General features: G+C 45.6%; 21 protein-coding genes. All 21 read right to left on the reverse strand.

All coding sequences use genetic code 11. From position 1 onward, the window contains the following. Positions 1-83: 83 nt before the first annotated feature. The 21 genes from J2T16_RS06670 to J2T16_RS06770 all read right to left on the reverse strand — a co-directional run bounded on the left by J2T16_RS06670 (position 84) and on the right by J2T16_RS06770 (position 23,074). The gene (locus tag J2T16_RS06670) at positions 84-4,406 is read right to left on the reverse strand and encodes a PolC-type DNA polymerase III (protein WP_221790537.1); all 4,323 of its coding nucleotides are present in this window, start codon (positions 4,404-4,406) and stop codon (positions 84-86) included. A gap of 148 nt (positions 4,407-4,554) precedes the next feature. Further along, positions 4,555-6,009, reverse strand: coding sequence for a proline--tRNA ligase (gene proS, locus J2T16_RS06675; protein WP_221790539.1), 1,455 nt, complete (start codon positions 6,007-6,009; stop codon positions 4,555-4,557). 62 nt (positions 6,010-6,071) lie between these two features. After that, positions 6,072-7,343, reverse strand: a complete 1,272-nt coding sequence (gene rseP / locus J2T16_RS06680; protein ID WP_221790541.1) for an RIP metalloprotease RseP — start codon at positions 7,341-7,343, stop codon at positions 6,072-6,074. A 113-nt stretch (positions 7,344-7,456) separates the two neighbouring features. Then, on the reverse strand, positions 7,457-8,596 hold the full coding sequence (locus tag J2T16_RS06685; RefSeq protein ID WP_221790544.1) for a 1-deoxy-D-xylulose-5-phosphate reductoisomerase: 1,140 nt from the start codon (positions 8,594-8,596) through the stop codon (positions 7,457-7,459). A gap of 72 nt (positions 8,597-8,668) precedes the next feature. After that, positions 8,669-9,463, reverse strand: coding sequence for a phosphatidate cytidylyltransferase (locus J2T16_RS06690; protein WP_221790546.1), 795 nt, complete (start codon positions 9,461-9,463; stop codon positions 8,669-8,671). A gap of 16 nt (positions 9,464-9,479) precedes the next feature. Then, positions 9,480-10,247 carry an undecaprenyl pyrophosphate synthase gene (gene uppS / locus J2T16_RS06695; protein WP_090923842.1) on the reverse strand — a complete coding sequence of 256 codons (768 nt, stop codon included), beginning with the start codon at positions 10,245-10,247 and terminating at the stop codon, positions 9,480-9,482. An 89-nt stretch (positions 10,248-10,336) separates the two neighbouring features. Further along, positions 10,337-10,891 carry a ribosome recycling factor gene (gene frr, locus J2T16_RS06700; protein ID WP_090923843.1) on the reverse strand — a complete coding sequence of 185 codons (555 nt, stop codon included), beginning with the start codon at positions 10,889-10,891 and terminating at the stop codon, positions 10,337-10,339. Beyond that, positions 10,891-11,619 carry a UMP kinase gene (pyrH, locus tag J2T16_RS06705; RefSeq protein ID WP_090923844.1) on the reverse strand — a complete coding sequence of 243 codons (729 nt, stop codon included), beginning with the start codon at positions 11,617-11,619 and terminating at the stop codon, positions 10,891-10,893. The genes frr and pyrH overlap by 1 nt, the downstream gene beginning before the upstream one ends. 231 nt (positions 11,620-11,850) lie before the next feature. After that, a complete protein-coding gene (gene tsf, locus J2T16_RS06710; protein WP_056700641.1) occupies positions 11,851-12,501 on the reverse strand; it encodes a translation elongation factor Ts in 651 nt (216 codons plus the stop codon). A gap of 123 nt (positions 12,502-12,624) precedes the next feature. Then, positions 12,625-13,323: a 30S ribosomal protein S2 gene (gene rpsB / locus J2T16_RS06715; RefSeq protein ID WP_024630243.1), complete on the reverse strand. Its 699-nt coding sequence runs from the start codon at positions 13,321-13,323 to the stop codon at positions 12,625-12,627. Between the two features lie 243 nt (positions 13,324-13,566). Continuing rightward, positions 13,567-14,157 carry an endolytic transglycosylase MltG gene (locus J2T16_RS06720; protein WP_154886353.1) on the reverse strand — a complete coding sequence of 197 codons (591 nt, stop codon included), beginning with the start codon at positions 14,155-14,157 and terminating at the stop codon, positions 13,567-13,569. A gap of 2 nt (positions 14,158-14,159) precedes the next feature. Further along, the gene (locus J2T16_RS06725) at positions 14,160-14,741 is read right to left on the reverse strand and encodes a hypothetical protein (protein ID WP_221790547.1); all 582 of its coding nucleotides are present in this window, start codon (positions 14,739-14,741) and stop codon (positions 14,160-14,162) included. Between the two features lie 63 nt (positions 14,742-14,804). Beyond that, positions 14,805-15,119 (reverse strand): hypothetical protein, encoded by a 315-nt coding sequence (locus tag J2T16_RS06730; protein WP_221790549.1) that lies wholly within the window; start codon positions 15,117-15,119, stop codon positions 14,805-14,807. A gap of 51 nt (positions 15,120-15,170) precedes the next feature. Continuing rightward, entirely contained in the window at positions 15,171-16,580 is a 1,410-nt protein-coding gene (locus tag J2T16_RS06735) for a flagellar assembly protein A (protein WP_221790551.1), read from the reverse strand. 59 nt (positions 16,581-16,639) lie between these two features. Next, positions 16,640-17,428, reverse strand: a complete 789-nt coding sequence (locus J2T16_RS06740) for a FliA/WhiG family RNA polymerase sigma factor (protein WP_090923849.1) — start codon at positions 17,426-17,428, stop codon at positions 16,640-16,642. Positions 17,429-17,443: 15 nt separating this feature from the next. Beyond that, on the reverse strand, positions 17,444-17,884 hold the full coding sequence (locus J2T16_RS06745; RefSeq protein WP_090923850.1) for a hypothetical protein: 441 nt from the start codon (positions 17,882-17,884) through the stop codon (positions 17,444-17,446). 3 nt (positions 17,885-17,887) lie between these two features. Further along, positions 17,888-18,385, reverse strand: a complete 498-nt coding sequence (locus J2T16_RS06750) for a chemotaxis protein CheD (RefSeq protein ID WP_090923851.1) — start codon at positions 18,383-18,385, stop codon at positions 17,888-17,890. Further along, entirely contained in the window at positions 18,378-18,998 is a 621-nt protein-coding gene (locus J2T16_RS06755; protein WP_221790553.1) for a chemotaxis protein CheC, read from the reverse strand. Before J2T16_RS06755 ends, J2T16_RS06750 begins: the two co-directional genes overlap by 8 nt. A 9-nt stretch (positions 18,999-19,007) precedes the next feature. Further along, entirely contained in the window at positions 19,008-19,469 is a 462-nt protein-coding gene (locus tag J2T16_RS06760) for a chemotaxis protein CheW (RefSeq protein WP_090923852.1), read from the reverse strand. Positions 19,470-19,511: 42 nt separating this feature from the next. Continuing rightward, entirely contained in the window at positions 19,512-21,590 is a 2,079-nt protein-coding gene (locus J2T16_RS06765; RefSeq protein ID WP_253495433.1) for a chemotaxis protein CheA, read from the reverse strand. 32 nt (positions 21,591-21,622) lie between these two features. Then, positions 21,623-23,074 carry a protein-glutamate methylesterase/protein-glutamine glutaminase gene (locus J2T16_RS06770; protein WP_336122375.1) on the reverse strand — a complete coding sequence of 484 codons (1,452 nt, stop codon included), beginning with the start codon at positions 23,072-23,074 and terminating at the stop codon, positions 21,623-21,625. Positions 23,075-23,076: the final 2 nt, after the last annotated feature.

Consider the following 23,076-nt stretch of genomic DNA (forward strand, 5'->3'; position numbering starts at 1 on the left):
TACCAACCACACTAATGAAGGAAAAATCGAAGTGTATGGCTTCAGACATAACAAATGAAGTTATCCTGCTAATTGCCTGTCAATTAGAACAAGGACAGCTGATTGCTTTCAGGCAAACCACGGAAACATCCCATGTTGGTCAGCAACTCCACAATCGTTTTGGTTGCTTTGGACTTCTGCTGGAAATCCTCAATCGACAGAAATTCCCCATGCTCGCGGGCCGCTGCAATGTTACGAGCCGCGTTATCCCCAATACCTGCCAGTGCAGAGAATGGAGGAATCAGAGACTTCTCGTCCACAATGAATTTGGTCGCTTCTGAGCGGTACAGATCAATCGGTTTAAGCGAGAAGCCGCGAGCGGCCATCTCCAGTGCCATTTCAAGAACAGGAAGGCTGTTTTTCTCTTTTGGCGGCGCCTGGAAACCGAGCTGTTCGATCTCTACGATTTTGCGATAGATGGCATCATAACCTTGGCACACCAGCTCAATATCCAGCTCGTCTGCACGAACGGTAAAGTATGTCGCGTAATATTCAATCGGATGATACAGCTTGAAAAATGCTGTACGTACAGCTGAAATAACGTAAGCAGCCGCGTGGGCTTTCGGGAACATGTACTGGATTTTGAGACAGGAGTCAATGTACCATTGCGGTACCTTGCAGTTTTTCATCTCGTCAATCCATTCCTGTGGCAGTCCACGTCCTTTACGAACACTCTCTGTAATCTTAAAGGCCAGACTCGCATCCATTCCCGCCTTATAGATCAGGAACAACATGATGTCATCCCGGCAGCCAATTACCGTTTTGATGTTACATGTGCCGTTCTTGATCAGATCCTGCGCATTGCCAAGCCATACGCCAGTCCCGTGAGAAAGCCCCGAAATCTGCAACAAATCGGCAAAAGACGACGGCTGAGATTCGACAAGCATCTGACGCACGAATTTCGTACCCATCTCTGGCACACCGAATGTCGCAACAGGGGAGCGAATCTGCTCCGGGGTTACGCCAAGGGCATCCGTGGAGTTGAACATGCTCATGACTTTGGGATCATTCATCGGAATCGTTGTTGGATCAACGCCCGTAAGATCCTGCAGCATACGCATCATCGTCGGATCATCGTGTCCCAGAATATCAAGCTTCAACAGGTTTTCTTCAAATGCGTGATAGTCAAAGTGGGTCGTTTTCCACTCTGCTGTAACATCATCTGCCGGATACTGGACAGGTGTAACATCTTCCACCTCAATATAATCCGGTACAACGACGATTCCGCCGGGATGCTGTCCCGTGCTTCGCTTTACACCGGTACAGCCGGATGCCAGACGATTCAGCTCGGCGCCGCGCCATTTCTTTTGATGTTGTTCTTCGTATTTCTTCGCAAAACCAAACGCCGTTTTCTCAGCGACCGTTCCGATCGTACCCGCACGGAACACACTTTTCTCACTAAACAGCACTTTCGTGTAATTATGGGCATGGGGCTGATAATCCCCCGAGAAGTTCAAGTCGATATCGGGAACTTTATCCCCTTTAAACCCAAGGAAAGTTTCAAACGGAATATCCTGTCCTTCCCCTTTGAGTTTCCCACCACAATCAGGACATGGTTTGTCTGGCAAGTCAAATCCACTCGGTACACTACCGTCAAGGAACCATTCGCTGTGCTTACATTCAGGGTTCACGCAGATATAATGTGCAGGAAGCGGATTAACTTCCGAGATGCCCAGGAACGTTGCTACGACGGACGAACCCACCGATCCCCGCGAACCTACAAGATAACCATCTTGATTTGATTTTTTAACGAGACGTTCCGAGATCAGATAGTTGGCAGAAAATCCGTATTTGATGATTGGCTGCAATTCTTTTTCCAAACGAGCAATAATGACTTCCGGCAGGTCTTCACCATAGATCGATTTGGCCGTGTTGTAACAGGTGTTACGGATTTCCTCCTCCGCACCCTCCAAAATCGGCGTAAAGAGTTTGTCCGGAAAGAGCTTGATCTCCTCAAAACGATCGGCTAGCTCAATGGTATTGGTAACCACAACTTCATACGCTTTATCCTGTCCAAGGAACTGGAATTCCTCCAGCATTTCGGCTGTCGTTCTGAAGTGAGCATCCGGTTTGCGCTGGTCTTTAAGCGGACTGAATCCGGTAATCCCATGAATCGTAATATCCCGATAAATTTTATCTCGCGGCTCCAAGTAATGAACATTACCTGTAGCAATGACAGGTTTATTCAATTTGGCGCCGATATCTACGACTTTACGAACCGCAAGTTTTAGTTCTTCTGGCGTAGCCACAAGTCCTTTGTCCACCAGATGCATGTACATGGTCAATGGTTGGATCTCCAGAATGTCGTAAAACTCGGCGATTTCCTCGGCTTCTTCCACCGATTTGTTAAGGACAGCTTCGAAGAATTCTCCTTTTTCACAGCCTGATATGACAACTAATCCTTCGCGCAAGCTTACGAGCTTGGACTTTGGTATACATGCAACACGTTTGAAGTATTCGGTATGTGAGAGGGAAACCAGCTTATACAGATTTTTCTTGCCTACATCATTCAACGCGTAAATTCCGCAGTGGAAAGGACGTGTATTCGACAAATCTACCCCAACGAAATCATTCAAACGATCCAGCATCGTCAGACCTTTTAATTGGGCTGCATCATTGATGAGTCCATTCAAAATGCCTGCCAAAGCAATCGTATCATCGATCGCCCGGTGATGGCTTTCCAGTGCAACTTTATATTTATCAGCCAGTGTATTCAACCGGTGATTTTTCATTTTTGGATATAAAAGACGAGCCAGTTCTAGGGTATCAAGCACCGGATTTGGTAGCTCAGGCATGTCCAGATTTTTGAGGGATGCCTGAATAAAGCCCATATCAAACCGTGCATTGTGCGCGACCAGTACACCATCTCCGGCAAAAGCAACAAAGTCACGAATAACCGGTTCAAGCTCTGGTGCATCTTTTACCATCTCATCTGTAATGTTGGTTAACTGTTGAATGTTGTATGGGATTCGTTCATGCGGATTGACAAAGGTAGCAAAACGATCCACCTCTTTGCCCTCTTGAACTTTGACAGCGGCGATCTCAATGATTTTGTTCTGCGTTACCGACAGTCCCGTGGTCTCGATATCAAATACGATATACGTCGCCGTTTTCAGATCCATTGATTGTGGATTTAGCACAACCGCTACAGAGTCATTCACCACATTCGCTTCCAGGCCGTAGATCATCTTAATCCCATTTTTCTTGGCTGCCTTGGATGCTTCTGGGTAAACCTGAACACCACCGTGGTCCGTTACGGCAATGGCCTTATGTCCCCAATCAGCAGCTGTTTTGACATATTTATCAATGGACGTTACGGCATCCATCGTGCTCATCGTAGAGTGTAAGTGGAATTCTACACGTTTCTCCTCCGCTGTATCCTTACGAGATGGCGGTGCCTTGATTTCAGTCAGATCCGAAGGAATCATAGCAAGCTCAGGAATTTGCATAAACCGGTCGTACTCTACACGTCCGCGAACTTTTACCCATTTTCCATTCGCCAGCAAGCTGAGAATTTTGACATCTTCTTTGGTTTTGGCAAACATCTTCATTTGCATTGAATCCGTAAAGTCTGTCAGATAAAAGGTGAATAAGGTATTTCCATTCCGCAGTTCCTTGCGGTCCAGACCAAAGATCGTTCCCTGGAGTGTAATTTTCTTCTCCTCATCCTGAACTTCCTGCATCGGAACAGCCGGCTCTTTGATCTCATACCCCATCTGCAACCGCACATCACCTTGATCTTCTTCTTCCGGCAGTTCCGTCTCTATGACTTCACTCATCATTTTTTCGATTACCTGTCGTTCTTCTACTTTCTTCTGGGCCTGGAATTGCTCCATCGCCTCTTTGTTGCTTCCCGCTTCACCCACCTGTATTTTAATACGCAGTGGCAAGTGAAAATACTTCTCGTAGAATCGAGTAATAGCTTGGTCAATCTGCTTTTTGCGAGCAAGTTCCATAGATGTGGAATCACTCATCGTCAGTTGCAGCAGATCGTCTTCACATTCCACTGTCGCACGATTCATCCAACCATTTACAGACGGAATTTCACGAGTAACCCATTCCAGAAACAGGTTCCAATACTCATTTACGATATCATTAGACAGCACCTTGTCTGTATATTTAAAAGCAAATGTAATTTTAGCTATATGATTTAACTTCTCCTGAATATGCAGACTGAACGTTCGATAGATCGGCGCTGGCACCAGTGTGTCCTTTCCAATCTGAATATGCCATTCGCGATTCGTACGATTGGTCTCGACCTGTTCAATCCACCCATCCAGGAAATAAGGGTCAGTCAAACCTACCGGAAGTTCTGCCTGTTTCATCAACAACTCAAACCGTTTTCTCTTCTCCTCAAATCCACTCATCGTGTTCCTCCTGTGCCCCCTTAAAACATGAAAAGCCTCTGTATTCAAAAATGTCCCCGATCCGAACCCGCACCGATCCATTTTATCCGACAGAAGCTCTTCATTCATTACTAAACCGGTGAATAAGCTCTCTTCATCAAGCCGTCAACTAGTATGCTCTTGCAAACACAACAGTGTGCTGCGCTTTTTCACCACACGCCAGACATATGTGCTTTTCTTCCGCAGGCTGGAACGGAATGTTCCGACTGGTTGCACCCGTGACTTCTCTTACTTTATCTTCACATACTTCTGACCCACACCAGCCAGCCAGTGTAAATCCGCGTTTGTTTTCCATCAGTTCTTTCATCTCATCCAGTGTGTCTACGGAGTAGAAGTTGTCTGACATAAATGTACGAGCACGATCAAGCATGTCTGCCTGAACTTGAGTTAACATCGTTTGAATCTCTTCAACGAGGTTTGCTTGCTCAACCACTTTCTTCTCTCCAGTAATACGGGAGGCAAGAACACATACGCCGTTCTCCATATCACGAGGGCCAATCTCCAAACGGATCGGTACACCACGCATCTCATACTCGTTGAACTTCCAGCCTGGACGAACATCACTGCGATCATCCATTTTCACACGAATACCTGCTTTTTTCAGTTCAGCAAACAATTCATCCGCACGACCTACAACGGCATCACGTGTTTTTGGCGGTCCAATCGGGATCATCACCACTTGCGTTGGTGCCACTTTTGGCGGCAGCACAAGACCACGGTCATCTCCGTGAACCATAATCAAAGCTCCGATCAAACGTGTACTTGTTCCCCATGAAGTGGTATGCGCAAGTTCCAGAACGTTATTACGGCTCAAATATTGAATTTCAAAGGCTTTGGCAAAGTTCGTTCCCATGTAGTGAGAAGTACCTGCCTGTACGGCACGTCCATCTTTCATCATGGCTTCAATCGAGAACGTATCCACAGCCCCGGCAAACTTCTCGGATTTGGTCTTCTGCCCCGTAATAACCGGAATGGCAAGGTATTCTTCGACTACTTCACGGTAGATTTCAAGCATTTTCATCGTTTCTTCGCGAGCTTCTTCTTCTGTCTCGTGCGCTGTATGCCCCTCTTGCCACAGGAACTCACTCGTGCGAAGGAACGGCAACGTTCTCTTTTCCCAACGAACCACGTTAGCCCATTGGTTAATCAATACTGGCAGATCACGATAGGACTGAATCCATTTGGAGTACATATGTCCAATGATCGTTTCGGAAGTTGGGCGGATCGCCAAACGTTCTTCGAGCTTTTCTCCGCCTGCTTCAGTTACCCAAGGCAACTCAGGGTTAAACCCTTCTACGTGCTCTTTTTCCTTTTGGAAAAAGCTTTCGGGAATGAACATTGGGAAGTACGCGTTGCGATGGCCCGTTTCGCGGAAACGGCGATCCATCTCATCCTTGATATGCTCCCAAATTTCGAAGCCGTCCGGTTTAAATACAATGCAGCCACGAACCGGTGAGTAGTCCATCAGATCTGCTTTTTTAATAACATCAATGTACCAGCGAGAGAAATCCTCACCCTGCGGTGTAATTTCTGTCACGAACTGTTTATCGTTTTCCTTTGACATAAGACTCCAGCGTCCTCCCATAACGACTAGTACTGAATACTCAGAACATAGTCAAACCGTAATTATCCGTTAATTAAACGTAGTATATCATTATATGTTACAGCCAGCATTAGCACAAAGAGCATCGCGAACCCGACAAAATGCACCATACCTTCCCGGTTAGGGTCAACCGGACGTCCACGCAACGCTTCGATTCCGAGGAAAACGAGACGGCTTCCATCAAGCGCAGGAATCGGGAGCAAATTGAAGATTCCCAAATAAAGGCTTAGAATCGCCGCCCATCTTGTTAATTGCTCGATACCTTGCTTGGCAATCTGACCAGTTACCTCAAACGTACGCACAGGTCCACCAATGTCATCCATGCTAAACTGATTAATCAAATGTCTGAATCCTTCAAAGATAACCCTGGTCGTATCCACCATAGCTACTCCCGAGAACTTGAACATTTCCACGAATCCAACAGAACGAGTCGGCAAGACAGGCGCAATGCCTACCTTTCCGCCTTCCTGACCTTCTACCGCACGAGGTGTAATCGTGACATTAAATGTCTCGTTCCCCCGGCGCAGAGTCCATTCCATCGGCTTGTCTTTGGACTCAGCAATCATGGATACCATCTTCTTAGAATCCGTACCGATAACTGTACCGTTAATGGTTTCAATGATATCGCCCTTTTGTAGATTCGCTTGATCTGCCGCTCCGCCTTTAAACACTTCACCGATCTGCAAATTCTTTGGATTTTCCACCGGAACGCCTGCCATCTGTGCATAAACAGCGAACAGAACAAAAGCAAGAATAAAGTTCATGAGTGGACCTGCAAAAATTGCCATAGCGCGTTGAGCAACCGTTTTACTGCCGAACTGTCGATCTTTAGGCGCAATTTGTGTCTGCTTGCCTCGGCTGACCAACATTGCTCGTGGATGTATTTGATAATGCTGCACTTCGCCATCCACATCCAGTTGTAACTTAAGCGCGATCTCCATATCAATGGAGATCACTTCACCGCGAATCACATTTTTACGGTTATCCAATTGGTCCAAATAGATCATTTTGACCTGATCGTCCACAGTTCGTACCGCTATGGTCTGTCCTTCTTGAATCTCAATCAGTTCCGGGTCTTCTCCTGCCATCCGTGCATATCCGCCAAAAGGCAGCAAGCGCAGTGTGAACTGCGTCTCATTTCTTTTATATGAGAATAATTTGGGACCAAAACCGATCGCAAATTCCCGTACAAGAATGCCGGCGCGCTTGGCAAAATAATAATGCCCCCATTCATGCACCGTTACGATGACAAAGAACATAAGCACCGTTAGAAATACCACTTGTATGGTTTCCAATCCCTATTCATCCTCCTTCACGGCACGTACCGCAGTCTGTCCCTCTAGACTATCATTATTCTCTAATCCCGCACAAGAGAATCGCTTCGTTCCGTTTACCTCAAAAAAAGAGATTACAGCACGGAAGCAAGCTTGCGGCTATCCTGATCACAGGCAGCAATTTGCTCCAGATCAGGGTTGTCCACATTTTGGTGCGCTTCTAGCACTGAGGCAATGATATCTTCTATTTTAAGGAATGAAATCTCTTTCCGCAAGAAACGTGCTACAGCAACCTCATTGGCTGCATTAAAAGCCGTCGTTGCAGTCCCTCCCATTTTACCACATTCATATGCCATTCTTAAACACGGGAAACGATCCATATCCATCTCCCTAAAATGAAGTTGTCCAATTTGGGCAAGAGACAACCGTTTTGCCGGAGAAGGCATACGGTCAGGATAGGTCAAAGCATATTGAATTGGGACACGCATATCCGGAGTACCAAGCTGCGCAATGATACTTGTGTCTTCAAATTCCACATAAGAATGAATGATGCTCTCTGGATGAAGTAGTACATCAATCTGTTCATAATCAAGACCAAACAACCAATGTGCCTCAATGACTTCAAGGCCTTTGTTAACCATCGTTGCTGAGTCAATCGTGATTTTTGAACCCATGGACCAGTTTGGATGCTTGAGTGCATCCTCTACAGTCACCTGCTGTAGTTGCTCACGTGTAAGATGTCGAAATGAACCACCTGATGCAGTCAATGTAATTCCAGCCACACTGGAGCGATTCTCTCCATTCAAACACTGGAAAATTGCCGAGTGTTCACTGTCAACAGGTAAAATAGAAACTCCTTTGGCTACTGCCCTTTCCATAACGATGTGTCCAGCTGTAACCAGAGTCTCCTTGTTGGCAAGTCCAATCTGTTTTCCGGACTCGATCGCTGCAAGCGTAGACTCCAGCCCAACACTTCCTACAACAGCCGTAACAACCGTGTCTGCATCTGTTCCTGCAGCAACCTCGATGAGACCTTCTGAACCGTAATACACTTTCGTACCTGCTGGTACATGTGGAGCAATCTTATCAGCCAACTCTTTTGATCCTACCGAAATCTTTTTAGGCTGATAACGTCTAGCTTGCTCGATCAGCAAATCTGTATTGCCCCCTGCAGCTAGTGCTTCCACTTGAAAGTGTTCTGGATGCATATCAACAACATCCAATGTCTGTGTCCCAATCGACCCTGTCGAACCAAGAATCGCTATTTTTTTCATTAATGCACCTCACCTCTAACGAATCCAATGCTTGTGGGCGAGCCACCTTAGTCATCTTTAAGCCGTCTTCTTCTAATAAGGCAGTAGCATCAGTATATGTACAAATGGAAACACCACAATCCAACTGTCGCACCGATCCAGAATACCACCATGCCCAGGAAGAAGATTGCCTGAATCCTTAATGTTGTAAACGCGTTTGTAGGCTGACTGGATCAAGTCACCCATCTGACCAACTACCGCACAAGCAATCCCGATGAGAATTGCTCTCTGCCAGGAGAGCAAGCCATCTGATACCAAGGCAAACACCACCGCGGTGGCAATCGCAATAACAATGCCGCCGAGTGCGCCTTCCACAGTTTTGTTTGGACTGATCGAAGGCCAAAGTTTGTTTTTCCCAATCCACTTACCTACAAAATATGCTCCGGCATCACTTGCCCAGATCGAACCTAGCAGAAGGAATGTCCAGAATAAACCATGATGTAAATGTCTAGACTCTGCGATGTAATAGAATCCTGTTCCAATATACAACACGCCGATGAAAAGCATAGCGACTGTATTAATTGGTAATCTGTTCTTAGTGACAACCGAAGCGGTCATCAAAATGAGCATGATGATCCACGAAATTTGAAACAAGGATAACGGTCTTACATCCCATACCATTTCCCAAGGAAATACCATAGAAACAATTCCAGCATATCCGATTAGGGCTACACCCGAAAACGGCTTCACCCCGGTCATTTTCACAAATTCATAATAACCGATGAGAGCCATAAGCAAGACCAATCCGTGATACCAAGGCCCGCCAAGCATACAAAAACCCAAAAACAACACACCTGCAATAATTCCAGTCGTTAATCGCTGTTTCAACGGCTTCATCCTCCATCTATTTCAAACCGCCGTAACGCCTTGTTCTGCGCTGATATTCGGCTACTGCTTCAAGCAGATGCTGTTTGCCAAATTCGGGCCAGTATATATCCGTAAACCATAATTCGCTATATGCAAGCTGCCATAACATAAAATTGCTCAGTCGCAGTTCTCCGCTCGTTCGAATCAACAGATCCGGATCTGGCATATCTGCGGTCAGCATATGTTTGTCAATAAGTTCAGGTGTGATATCTTCTGCAGCCAGTTCCCCCGACTTTACCTGCAGAGCAATGTCTCTCACACATTCCGTCATCTCCCGGCGGCTTCCATAGTTCATTGCAAAGTTCAACACCAGACCAGTGTTATGCTCCGTAAGACGAATAGCTTCCCGCAAAGCATTAACCGTATGTGAAGGCAGATGTTCCTCATGTCCCATCATACGGATACGTACATTTTTTTCGATCAGTTCTTCTAACTCAATAGCCAAAAACTCTTGCGGAAGTCTCATCAGAAAATCCACTTCTTCTTTTGGACGCGTCCAGTTTTCTGTCGAAAAAGCGTACATCGTCAGATATTTGATGCCCAGTTCATCCGCCGCGATGGTTGCACGTTTGACTGCCTTCATGCCGTTCTGGTGTCCAGCTATACGCGGGAGACCCAGACGTTTGGCCCATCGTCCATTGCCGTCCATAATGATGGCGACGTGCTGCGGGATATTATCCTCGGATATAGTCAGCGTTTCCTGCTTGTCAGCCCCATTCCACCACGACCGAACCCGTTTGATCATTCCTGTTCCTCCAAAATCCCTGAAGTTTCTTCATCTGAAGCTTGGAAAAAGAGACAAAACCCCACCGTATTGGAGGGGCTGCGCTTGTCTTACACTTCCATGATTTCTTTTTCTTTGGCAGCAAGTACCTTATCGACTTCAGCGATAAATTTATCAGTCGACTTTTGGATGTCGTCCTGATGTCTCCGGGATTCATCTTCGGAAATCTCGGACTTTTCCATTTTCTTAATATCATCATTCGCATCACGGCGAATGTTACGAATCGCAACTTTACCTTCTTCGCCAAACTTTTTGGTTAGTTTGACAAGCTCAGCTCTACGCTCTTCCGTCAGCGGCGGAATAGCGAGACGAATCATACTGCCATCGTTAGCCGGGGTCAGACCCAGGTCTGATTTCATAATCGCACGTTCGATATCACTCATCGCTGATTTGTCCCAAGGCTGAATCATCAGTGTCCGGGAGTCCGGTGTACTGATATTTGCCAATTGGTTCAGAGGTGTCATTGCACCATAATACTCAACTTGCACACGATCCAGAAGAGCAGGCGTTGCACGACCTGCACGCAACGTAGCTAGGTCACGGCGCAATGCCTGAATTGCTTTTTCCATACGCTCTTCAGCATGTTGTTTAACTGCTTGTGGCATTAATCTACACTCCCTTTAACGATTGTTCCGATACGCTCGCCCAGAACAACACGTTTGATGTTACCTTGTTCAGTAATGTTGAATACAATCAACGGAATGTTGTTATCCATGCAGAGCGAGGACGCCGTTGAATCCATTACGCCAAGGTTTTTGTTAAGTACATCCAGGTATGTCAACTGCTCAAACTTTTCAGCTGTGCTGTCTTTGAATGGATCTGCCGAATAGACACCATCCACTTTATTTTTGGCCATCAAGATCACTTCTGCTTCAATCTCCGCTGCGCGCAGTGCTGCTGTTGTATCCGTGGAGAAGAACGGATTACCTGTACCTGCTGCAAAAATAACGACACGGCCTTTCTCCAGATGACGAATGGCTTTACGACGAATGTACGGCTCAGCAATCTGCTGCATAGCAATTGATGTCTGCACACGAGTTGGCACTTCAATCTGTTCAAGTGCGTCTTGCAGCGCCAGAGAGTTCATCACCGTCGCGAGCATACCCATATAGTCCGCAGTTGCACGATCAATCCCGTTTTCACTGCCAGCAATACCGCGCCAGATGTTTCCTCCGCCGCATACAATCGCAACCTGTACGCCAAGCGCAACTACATCTTTTACCTGCTGGGCAATGGATGAGATCGTTACTGCATCAATGCCATAGCCGTTTTGACCGGAAAGAGACTCTCCGCTCACCTTTAAGACAACACGTTTAAATACTGGCTGTTCCAATTGTTCACCCTCCACTTTGAATTGAACACCTTCCAGTGTCCAACCAACAAAACTTCTCGCGCATGGACTCCTGCTTAAAAAGAAAGGAACACAGAAGTGTTCCGCTCTTTTAGGAAAAACAAATTGCCGTTCAGTCATTGTTTTCCTGAGATATAAGGGAGTTTACGCTTCGAAGTTTCATCATTCTTATATCTTCGAAAATCAATCCTGCTTTGTCGGCTTGATAACGTCTTATTTGTTAACTTGGGACATAACTTCTTCTACGAAATTATCCACTTTTTTCTCCAAACCTTCACCCAGTTCGTAACGAACGAAACGACGGATGGAGATGTTTTCACCAATTTGGCTGATTTTTTCATTCAACAATTGGGAAATTGTTTTATCTGGATCTTTAACAAAAGTTTGTTCCATCAGGCAATATTCTTCGTAGTATTTACCGATACGGCCTTCAACCATTTTCTCAATGATTTTTTCTGGTTTACCTTCGTTAAGAGCTTGAGCTTTCAAGATTTCTTTTTCTTTTTCCAACTCATCTGTAGGAACTTCTTCGCGTGTAACATATTTAGGATTAGCTGCAGCGATTTGCATAGCTACGTCTCTAACGAAATCCTTAAATTGATCCGTTTTACCAACGAAGTCAGTTTCGCAGTTAACTTCAACCAAGACACCGATACGTCCGCCAGCGTGGATGTAAGATTCTACAGCGCCTTCAGTAGCTGCACGACCTGCTTTGCTTGCTGCTGCAGAAAGACCTTTTTCACGCAACAATTCAGCCGCTTTCGTTACATCACCGTTTGCTTCTTCCAGTGCTTTCTTACAATCGAGCATACCAGCGCCCGTTCTTTCGCGAAGTTCTTTTACTGCACTCGCATTAACTGCCATTATAAATTCCCTCCAGATTAAGTATTGTACGTACACGTACACTCTAAAAAAAGGGCAGTGAGAGGTTATCCACCTACCAACCACCCTTTTCATTTAATTCATGAATGTTATGTTCGAAAACTATTAAGCGGAAGTTTCTTCGCCTTGGTTAGCTTCGATAACGGCATCAGCCATTTTACCTGTCAGCAATTTAACAGCGCGGATCGCGTCGTCATTACCTGGGATAACATAATCGATCTCGTCTGGATCGCAGTTAGTATCAACGATACCAACAATTGGGATACCCAATTTGCGAGCTTCAGCAACAGCGATACGCTCTTTGCGTGGATCGATGATGAACAGGGCGCTAGGCAGGCCTTTCATATTTTTAATACCGCCCAAGAATTTCTCGAGACGATCTTTTTCTTTGCGAAGCAAGATAACTTCTTTTTTAGGCAGAACAGCGAAAGTACCGTCTTCTTCCCAAGCTTCCAACTGTTTCAAACGATCAATACGTTTTTGAATAGTAGAGAAGTTAGTCAGGGTACCGCCGAGCCAACGTTGGTTAATGTAGAATTGACCAGCGCGTTCAGCTTCTTCTTTAACGGAGTCTTGAGCTTGTTTTTTAGTACCTACGAAAAGAATAGTACCATTCTCGCCTGCGATTCCTTTAACGAAGTTGTAAGCCTCTTCGACTTTTTTCACCGTTTTTTGCAAATCGATGATGTAAATTCCGTTTCTTTCAGTGAAGATATAACGATCCATTTTTGGGTTCCAACGACGAGTCTGGTGACCGAAGTGTACCCCAGCTTCGAGAAGCTGCTTCATGGAGATTACTGCCATCTTCACACACCTCCTAATATGGTTTTTTATTGTGTCCTCCGCCAGCATCATTTTTCGCTAAGACTCTCCATTAGGAAAGCACCCTCAACAAAATTAGCACAGCGTGTGTTTTAACACCGTTATCTAATATATCATAAGTGTCAGTCTGTTGCAACATTATCTGAATCTAAATTTTATAGTTACATTATATCAAAAATAATCCACCTACCATCAAAAAGAACCGTCCAGTCCGAGCATGTACGCTCAGCTTGACGGTTCTTTGGTAATTTTGGCGATAATCGACTTAAAACTCTCACCCTTTTCAAGAGAGTACGTGCCCACTTGAATTTTTTTATTAATACCTTGAGACTTCCCTGCCTTGATAAAGGCTTGTGCATCGTCCACAATACCGGCTTCTTTCAGATTTTCGGCAACCATAACCAAACTATTTCCAGAACGAACCTTAAATGTTACGGCCGGTCCATTAGGTTTAGTTGGCGTCACAGGTGTATTCGTCTTGGGTTGATCTGTCTGTGGCTGCGTTGGTTCTGTCGGTTCTGCAGCAGAGGTGGTTTGCTGTGGTTTTTCAGCTGACTTCCCTTGCATCTGGCTGCTTTCCTGCTTTTTCTTTGACACCCATTCGGCTTCAGTATATAACTCGTCCTGAGTACCAACCAGTTTCATATCCAGACTCTTTGCTGCTGTTTCCAATTGTTCTTTCGTCCAATTGTCACGTTGTACCGGTTCCAAATTACTGTCAGACAGGGCTTTTTGCCCCACCGTAGCTAGTTGAAGCAAGATTGCTCCTGTAATCATGCCACTTCCTATACCAATCCACAAAGATCGCTTGTCCATGGTCAGCTCTCCTCCCGCTCTGCAAGCTGCAGTATTAATTGCACCTCACCAAGCTGTATGCCTGTTTGTCTAGAAATAGCATCCATAGACTTTCCTTCATCATGTAGCCTAAAAAGCTCTGTGTAACGATCTTTAATCGATTCACCCTTCTGATCTTCTTCTTGCTGCGGGTTATCTTGTAGCTTTGATGCTGATGCAATTTGTTGATTCGTTTCAACCCTGACACTGTCCATGAGGCTTTGTGCTTGTAAACCCTCTGATCTCTGGCCCATTATGTTCTCTGCAGTGCTGAGTTCAGTTGTCTTAACCTTTTGCTGCTCCAGCTGGTCAAGCCGTTGTTGTAATTCCTGAAGCTGTGACTGCATCCGATGATCTGCTGCGGTGGCTTCACCTTTGAGTTCAGCCACACGTTGAATAAGAGCATCGTTATCTTGTTCAATCTCTGTCATATAATGTTCAAGCGTTGACTCCATCTCCTGCACCAACTGATGCGATGGTTGCTGTACTTTGTCCTTACGAGGCATTATGAAAGCATAAGCAATTGCGCAAGCTCCTAATATGACAATAATGATCCATGGTGACAAATTGCTTCTCTCCTTTTGTTACGACCACCCTCGGGCGCAAGCTTCCAGCATGTTTGTAGTCTTTTACATAGACAGATCAATATGTTTACCTTTGTAGGGATGTTCAGCAAGTTTCAAGTGCTCCTGCTCATCCATCGTCTCCCGTCCATCAGTCCCACTATGCTGGTCTCGCCCGTCTGCATGACCATCTCGTACCGAAGTATGCGATGTCTCAGCCATGGCTTCACTGCGCTGCCGTGCCTCATTGGCTTCTTTATTCGTCTGTTCGGCGAGCAGATTCTGGTCAGTAACCGGTCTCTGCTGGGCTTCACTTTGATATCGTCCTGCTTCACTCGTTCGCGGTACCGCAATCTGCAACTCCACTGCTTTGAAACTCATACGCTCACCTCACGGTTTCGAATGGATTTCCTCAAAAGGATGTTGCTGGTTTTAAACGTACGGCACCATGGTAATATCTCCGTCCTGATAATAAAATGACATTCGGCTAACGGGATCTTTAATAAATTTCGTATATCTGCCGATAACTATTTTAGAGCCCCCGTAGATCATCTTCAAAATATCAACACGAGCTCTGCTTGTATCTTCAAGTACCTTTTCAATTTCCAAGATACGCATTTTCATTTCTTCACTCTGATGAAGAGCCGCTTTTTGAGTTGAGTTTAATTTGATTCTCATCGCCATCTTGTCTGGCGTTAGTTGTCCTGCTGCAGCCAGCTGATCAAGTAGAGTCAATGCTTTCTTGGTTTTATCCAAGGAGTCCATCTGTTCTCTCATTTCTTTACGCAATTCATTCATTTCGTTACGGAGTCTTGGTAACACGCCAACCTCAATCGAGGTGACTGTAGACATCGTGTTACCAATAACACGCGCAGATACGTGCTCTCCGGCCTGTGTTGAGCCGCCAACGATAAGTCCTTTTGTTCCTGCACAGATTACAGCATGACCCGCACGGACATTGGAGTGCATAATACTCTGGGATACAAGTACATCTTCACCTGCATCAACGTTGCCTTCTTGAATGAATGTGCATTTCACATGATGCCCGGCATGAATTAAACCTTTGTTGTAACCGATGATGCCACCGGTAATTTCGATAGAGCCACCTGCCTCCAGCTCTGCTCCTTCGACACCTCCGACGACACGAATGTCACCTGCCGCTTTTACCTTAAAGCCAGTTAGTACATTGCCTCGAATCACGACATTACCTACAAAGTCAATATTTCCATGCTTATAATCGACATCACCATTGACTTCGTACACTGGAAATACGTTAAGCTTGTTTCCATCTGTCCTGCTCACCAGGCCGTCAATTGCAGCATACATCGCAGAACCGTCAGGACTGACAACAACGTTTTTTCCAACTTTGAATCGGGCTTCTTTTCCGGAACGAAAAGGGATTTCTTCACCAGTCACTGCTTTACCTGGTGTGCCATCTACAGGATCGATACGCTTTGCAATGATCTGACCACTGCGCACATTGTCTAACTGTATCAGCTCTTTGTAATCCACTTTTCCATCTTCTGCTTCAAGTGGCCGTTGCTCTCTGTCATCTTCTTTACCAATCAAAACTTGAATATATCCATCAATCCCTTGTACAGGAGAAACGCCTTCGGCTATCTTGCATTTATCTTTCAGGTAGGCAGACGGGTTATTCACAAATACTAGTAATGCTTCTCGCAATAGACCATGCTTAACGCCCTTGCTCTCCACAAATTGTTCAAGCTCTTCCGTGGTACAGGAAAAGCCTTCTTCTTCGTTGTAATATTCAAGATAGGCGATGCATTTATCATCGGATAAAACAACGTTTAGTGATTTTTCCATAACAGTCCGTTGTGTCAACGCAGATCTTCCTCCTTATTAGCCTGTCCACTCCCTATACGAATCTTAACTTCTGCTCTCTAGTCTTTACGCATCAGTAGATCTTTTTGTTTATCCAGTGTGCCGCGAAGCCGCAATATAGCTTTGGAATGTAGTTGGGAGATACGAGACGGCGAAAGAGACATGACCTCTGCAATTTCACTTAAAGAAAGGTCTTCGTAATATAAAAGGGAGACCACCGTTCGTTCTTTCACTGTCAGCTTCTCAAGCCCTTGGACCAGCGCTTCTTTTAAATAAAATTCATTGACTTTATAATCCGGATTTTTGGCTTTTTCATCTACCATTAAAGACAGACGTGTCTCTGACTCTTCTTCCCGGATCGGATCTTCCAGCGAGCAGAGCGACATAACTGCTACCTCCTGAAGCATATGTTGAAAATCCTTTGTTGACACGTCCAGATACTGGCTCATTTCTTCATCACTCACAGAACGCAAATAGGTCTGCTCCAATTGCTGGTAGGCATCTTCTATCCGTTTCGCTTTTTCACGTACAGATCTGGGAACCCAGTCTCCTTGACGCAATCCGTCGAGTATGGCTCCGCGAACCCTCCATGAAGCATATGTCTCGAATTGCAAGCCTCGTTCATAATCGAATTTTTCCAGTGCATCAATTAGACCCATTACCCCGTTGCTTTCCAAGTCATCTTTCGGAACGTTTTTGGGTAAACCAACGGCCAGACGGCCTGACACATAGTTAACAATATGAAGATATTTTTCGATCAACAATTTCTTTGCTTCAAGATCTCCGTATTCTTTCCACTTTTCCCACAGATCTGAATGGTTCAAATGTGAAGCTTTACGCTCGTTCAATTGCTTTCACCCTCCTTATTTGTCTGTCAGGTGACGAACGGCCTGCGCCAACTCCTCCGGGTCCTTGGTCCGGACAAGTTTAGGCGGATCCAAGGGAGCAAATCCCGTTGGAGCTTTCGTCTCAGATGGCGGATGATTAGCCCCGGCGGAGTCGCTCTGTCCGTTCTTGAGCAAGTCATTCAGCTCTTGTCCATCGTCTTCGAGTTTGATGTCCACCTGTGAACCTCTTAGATCTTGAGTACCCTCTGAAGCATAACCAGATCCATTTTCTACATGAGGGCTAAACAATATGCCCAATCCCCAACGCAGACCATATGCAAGAACATACCAGGCTGCGAATCCAATTAATCCGCGTATTAAACTGGTCATCAACACATTGCTGCTGAATGCTACAAAAAAAGTCAGAACGAATCCGACTATGCCTGCTCCAAGATTAATGCGGTAGTTTCCTATCATGTATTATAATTCCTTTACACCCATTTGTACGCTGCGAATAGTTAAAAGTCCTGTCTCACAATTCATTTCGATAGTTCGACCGTAATTTCCTCCTGTATCTTCGCCCAAAAGTGGAATTTTGAGCTGTTCCAACATTTCTCGACAGGAGTCTGCATTTCGCGGTCCAATTCGCATTGTATCTCCTGCACCCGAGAAAGCAAACATCTGCGAACCTCCGGCCATCTTAGATACAATTCGCGATTGAGACGCGCCCATTTTCAGCATCTTCTCAAGCAATTCTGGCAATGCTGTATCCGCGTATTTGGCCGTGTTCAAATTACCCTCCCGGGCAATCTCTGAACTCGGAAGCATGACATGTGCCATTCCAGCGAGTTTCAACTGTGGGTCATACATCGTTAGCCCCACACACGACCCTAAGCCAGTTGTACGGATTACGCCAGGAAGTTGAGCGATATTCAGATCCGCCATACCGACTTTAACGATGCTTTTGTCCTCAATCATGGTCCAGTGGCACCCCTAGCGATTCAAAAATCTTTGCAAATGACGGCGGATCAGGAATCAGGAAAAATTGCCCTTCTACTTGATCTCTACCTTCAAAGAAAGAAGTATCAATTAACAATGCCGCATCGCCCATCTCTCCAAATTGCAACAGTCCATAACTAAGGATTGCTCCCGCCATATCAATCGCAAGCCCCGGCACCGTTGGGTACATCGATAACTTTGTGAAATCCGCCAGAGAAGACAGGTAAGATCCAGCCAGAATGTTTCCGATCTCAGATAGAGCTGAATGTTCCATTTCAGTGAACGCCAAACCTTCTTTCAGCTCAAAACCAGCGAGGCGGTTCAACAACAATTTAGCAGCCTCTGGTGTCATCATAAAGAAGAGATTACCAGGCGCTTCACCTTCTACACGAAGAAATATTGTGACTACAATGCGCTCATCACCACCCACTTTTTCAGCAATCTCCTCAAATGGAAGCATCTGAACGGTGGGTACGCCCATATCAATCGGTCTGTTAAGGAGTTGAGACAACGCCGTAGCGGCGTTGCCTGCTCCAATATTACCGACCTCTTTGAGCACATCCATTTGGAAACCCTCAAATCGGTTAAACATCTCCACGTGCTAGCCCTCAACACTTTCCAGCTGCACAATCTCGCTTTTATTTAATACTTCGTTAAGGTTAAGCATAATCAACAAGCGGCCATCATCCAATTTTGCAACACCACGAAGATATCTCGCTTTCACGCCACCAACCACTTCAGGCGGAGTATCGATCGAACTGCTTTTAATGTCGATAACATCATTGGCAGAGTCAACGATAAAACCAACCTGCATATCGTCAACACCAACAATGACGATCCGCGTTTGATCTGTATATTCCGTTTCCGCAAGGGAGAAGCGTCCGCGGAGATCAATAACCGGAATAACAACACCACGCAGGTTGATAACTCCTTTTACAAATGAAAGTGTTTTGGGAACGCGGGTAATGGGCATCATGCGCTCAATAGTCTGAACCTTGTCTACCTCAATTCCGTACTCTTCGGTTCCCAATTTAAAGACGATGACCTTCAACTCTTCTTCCATGTAAAAAACCTCCCTATTCGATTTAAAACTCCATCACTATGCTTATTTAATAAATGCGTTTGGATCAAGAATCAAAGCCACTTGTCCATCTCCAAGTATCGTCGCACCGGAGATTCCTTCAATCGCAGGAAGATACGTGCCCATAGACTTCAGAACTATTTCGCTCTGACCAATGAATTCTTCAACAGCGACAGCTGCCAGACGCTCTCCTTTTCGAATCACAACAATCTCAGTTTCTTTCTCATCCGCATCGTTGAAATCCGGCACTCCGAAAACTTCGCTTAATGACAGATAAGGAATCAAAGACTCGCGGAACGTAATCATTTTATTACCATGGATATTACGAACTTGCTCACGCTGTACAATCGCGGTCTCTACGATGGAAGACAATGGAACTGCATACTTCTCTGAACCAAGTCGTACCAGCATGGCTGCAATGATAGACAGTGTCAATGGAAGCTGTACGGAGAAGTTAGTCCCTTTGCCTGGAGTCGACGTAATCGTTACATTACCGCCAAGCGAAGTGATTTTTGATTTTACAACGTCCAGACCTACTCCGCGGCCTGAAATATCCGAGATTTTATCAGCTGTACTAAATCCAGGGGCGAACAACAATTGATTGACTTCATCATCGCTCATTTTCGCACCTTGCTCCTCCGTCACAACGCCTCGTTTGATCGCTGTTTGCAGGAGTTTGTCACGATAAATCCCTTTACCATCATCTTCAATCTCAATAAACACGTGGTTACCACTGTGGAAAGCTCGCAGGTTAACTGTGCCCATTTCCGGTTTTCCAGCCGCAACCCGCTCCGAGATCGATTCAACACCATGGTCAACCGCATTACGCAACAGATGCACAAGCGGATCTCCGATTTCATCAATAACCGTTCTGTCCAGCTCTGTTTCAGCACCTGTAATGACGAGATCGATCTTTTTATCCAATGTTTTAGCCAAGTCACGAATCATCCGTGGGAAGCGGTTAAAGACGGTATCAACCGGAACCATCCGCAATTTCAGTACGATGTTCTGCAAGTCCGTACTCACACGGCTCAAGTGAGCTACAGTATCCGACAGATCGTTATTGCCTGTCTCACTTGCTAATTGTTCAAGGCGTGAACGGTCAATCAATAATTCGCTGAACAAGTTCATCAGCACATCAAGACGCTCAATGTCAACACGAATTGTGCGTGAAGGTGCGGCTGCCTGTTTTGGCGTTGCTGCCTTCGCGGGAGCTGCTTTGCCTTCTTCTTGAGGTTTAGAATCTAAAACAGGCGTATCCTTACCAACCTCAGGTGCTGGTGCTGGTGCTGCTTCTACCGCAACCGCGGCTGCCGCCTGATTGGTCATCTGTTGCAACGTTTCTTGATCCAGCTGAATCAATTTGGCACTCTCAATTTCCGAGATGCTCATAATACCCTTTTCCAGTTCTTGCGCCTCTTTGGTCGTTATGTAATACAACGAGAAACTGCGCTCAAACTTCTCTTGCTCGATATCCTGAACAGAAGGATAGGCTTTAACAACCTCACCTGAACGCTCAAGCATGTCAAATACCATGTATGCCCGAACACCTTTTAACTGACTATGCTCACTCACAAGGACGTCAACGTAGAATACACGGTGACCTTCTGCGATCGACTGATCAAGAACTGAATATTGGAATTCATCCAGTTCTACAGCATTGGAGATCGAGGAGTTCGTTTGCTTGTCTACCTTTGCAACAGGAGCACTGCCTCCTGTCCATTCGCCACTTTCAATAGCCTGAAGCGAAGCAACAATGGAGGAGACATCCGCTTTACCTTCACCGCCACCTGTAATATCCTGAACCATAGTCTCCAAAGCATCCAAACTCTTGAACATGGTGTCAAAAATGTAATCCTGCATTTTCAGCTTTTCATTACGAACCATATCCAGTACATTTTCCATTTTGTGTGTCAGTGAAGCCAAATCCTCGAATCCCATGGTTGCCGCCATACCTTTGAGAGTATGAGCTGAACGGAAGATGACCTGCACTATACCCAGATCTTCCGGATTCGCTTCTAGTTGTAGCATGTTTTCGTTAAGAGATTGTAGATGATCGTTAGACTCATCAATAAACATGGATAAATATTGGTTCATGTCCATTGTGAGGCACCTCCTCCGTAAGTTACACTCCGTTATTTCACTGCTTGAACAAGTTTTGGCGCAATCTCCTGCAGGGGCAGAAGATGACGCACGCATTGCAGCTCCACAGCTGAACGCGGCATACCATAGACAACACAAGTTTCTTCATTTTCGGCAAACGTTGATGTGACTCCAGTCTCGTATAATTTTTTCATCATACGCGCCCCGTCGCTCCCCATACCTGTCAGAAGAACAAGATGTCGTTGTAAAGATGTAAACGGCAGAAGCGACTCAAACATCGTATCCACTGAAGGTCTGTGACCGTTCACCTGTTGATCCTCACTCAACTTCAAGATAAACCTTCCATCTGCTGTCTTGTGAACTCTCAAATGGAAACCACCAGGTGCGATATAAGCCGTTCCTTTTTTAAGCACCATACCGTCTTCTGCCTCGACTACATGGAGCGGACTAAATGTATTCAACCGTTGTGCAAGTGAACGGGTGAAATTAGGCGGCATATGCTGCACAATAATAACTGGCGCCGGCAAATCCGATGGCAACTGCTCCAATAAAGTCTTGAGAGCTCTTGGTCCACCGGTTGAAGAACCGATCGCAACAAGTTTGTTGAACGATCCTTCCGATCCCGCTGAAGTTTTAAAAGCCGTATTAAGTTTAGTTGGCTCCTTCGCAGGAACAGGTGCAGACGCAGAACTGGTTGCTGGCTGTTTCGTCTGGAGTCGAGGCACCTCTGCCGATCTGACCTCTTTACGAGCTTGCAGTGAACTCACAGGTGGCTTACTTGGTATATCCGTTTTCGCACGAGCAGATTGATCAGGCTTGCCTAAGCCATCCTTTTTCGTGATCGTACGCTCCGATTTCGGAGGAGAAAGCGGGACACTCGCTTGCTTTTTAGCCTGTAAGACTCCAGTACGCTCTTCAAATGAATTCTCTCTTTTTGGAAGTATCGGCGGAACTGTTTTTTGAAGCGGTTCAACAACTTCCTTCGACGTTTCTTCCTTCTTTACCGGTTGTGCTGGAGGAATTACAGTATTGCGGGAAGCCTCCATTTTTTTGATCGATTCTTTACGCTCAGCTTTTCGCTTCACTTCATGCATGGCAGCACGCATTCGTTCAACCAATGCTTTACCAACCTGAGCAATATCCTGATCATGCACAACAGACGGCTTACGAATAAAGTCAAATGCACCAGCTTCGAGAGCCATAATTGTCTCTTTCATACCTTGTTCATTAATACCAGAGAGCATAATCACAGGAATGAAGGAATCCTCCATTATGGATTTAAGCGCATCCAGCCCATTCATTTCCGGCATTTCAACATCCATTGTGATCATATCAGGTTTCAACTCTAATGCTTTTTGTATAGCTTCTTTGCCATTTGACGCTGTGGCCGTAACCTTGAACTCTGAGTCCGCTTCAATTAAATCCGTCACAATTTTGCGCATAAAAGCGGAATCATCGACAACCAATACTTGATAGACCGCCATAT

The organism is Paenibacillus intestini, from assembly GCF_030803945.1.
Classification (GTDB): Bacteria; Bacillota; Bacilli; order Paenibacillales; family Paenibacillaceae; genus Paenibacillus; species Paenibacillus polysaccharolyticus.

Coding starts and splice junctions, on each gene's coding strand:
- J2T16_RS06670 (WP_221790537.1), bottom strand. CDS start 4,406: ATGAGTGGATTTGAGGAGAAGAGAAAACGGTTTGAGTTGTTGATGAAA.
- proS (WP_221790539.1), bottom strand. CDS start 6,009: ATGTCAAAGGAAAACGATAAACAGTTCGTGACAGAAATTACACCGCAG.
- J2T16_RS06685 (WP_221790544.1), bottom strand. CDS start 8,596: ATGAAAAAAATAGCGATTCTTGGTTCGACAGGGTCGATTGGGACACAG.
- uppS (WP_090923842.1), bottom strand. CDS start 10,247: ATGATCAAACGGGTTCGGTCGTGGTGGAATGGGGCTGACAAGCAGGAA.
- frr (WP_090923843.1), bottom strand. CDS start 10,891: ATGCCACAAGCAGTTAAACAACATGCTGAAGAGCGTATGGAAAAAGCA.
- tsf (WP_056700641.1), bottom strand. CDS start 12,501: ATGGCAGTTAATGCGAGTGCAGTAAAAGAACTTCGCGAAAGAACGGGC.
- rpsB (WP_024630243.1), bottom strand. CDS start 13,323: ATGGCAGTAATCTCCATGAAGCAGCTTCTCGAAGCTGGGGTACACTTC.
- J2T16_RS06720 (WP_154886353.1), bottom strand. CDS start 14,157: ATGGACAAGCGATCTTTGTGGATTGGTATAGGAAGTGGCATGATTACA.
- J2T16_RS06730 (WP_221790549.1), bottom strand. CDS start 15,119: ATGAGTTTCAAAGCAGTGGAGTTGCAGATTGCGGTACCGCGAACGAGT.
- J2T16_RS06745 (WP_090923850.1), bottom strand. CDS start 17,884: ATGATAGGAAACTACCGCATTAATCTTGGAGCAGGCATAGTCGGATTC.
- J2T16_RS06750 (WP_090923851.1), bottom strand. CDS start 18,385: ATGATTGAGGACAAAAGCATCGTTAAAGTCGGTATGGCGGATCTGAAT.
- J2T16_RS06755 (WP_221790553.1), bottom strand. CDS start 18,998: ATGTTTAACCGATTTGAGGGTTTCCAAATGGATGTGCTCAAAGAGGTC.
- J2T16_RS06760 (WP_090923852.1), bottom strand. CDS start 19,469: ATGGAAGAAGAGTTGAAGGTCATCGTCTTTAAATTGGGAACCGAAGAG.
- J2T16_RS06765 (WP_253495433.1), bottom strand. CDS start 21,590: ATGGACATGAACCAATATTTATCCATGTTTATTGATGAGTCTAACGAT.
- J2T16_RS06770 (WP_336122375.1), bottom strand. CDS start 23,074: ATGGCGGTCTATCAAGTATTGGTTGTCGATGATTCCGCTTTTATGCGC.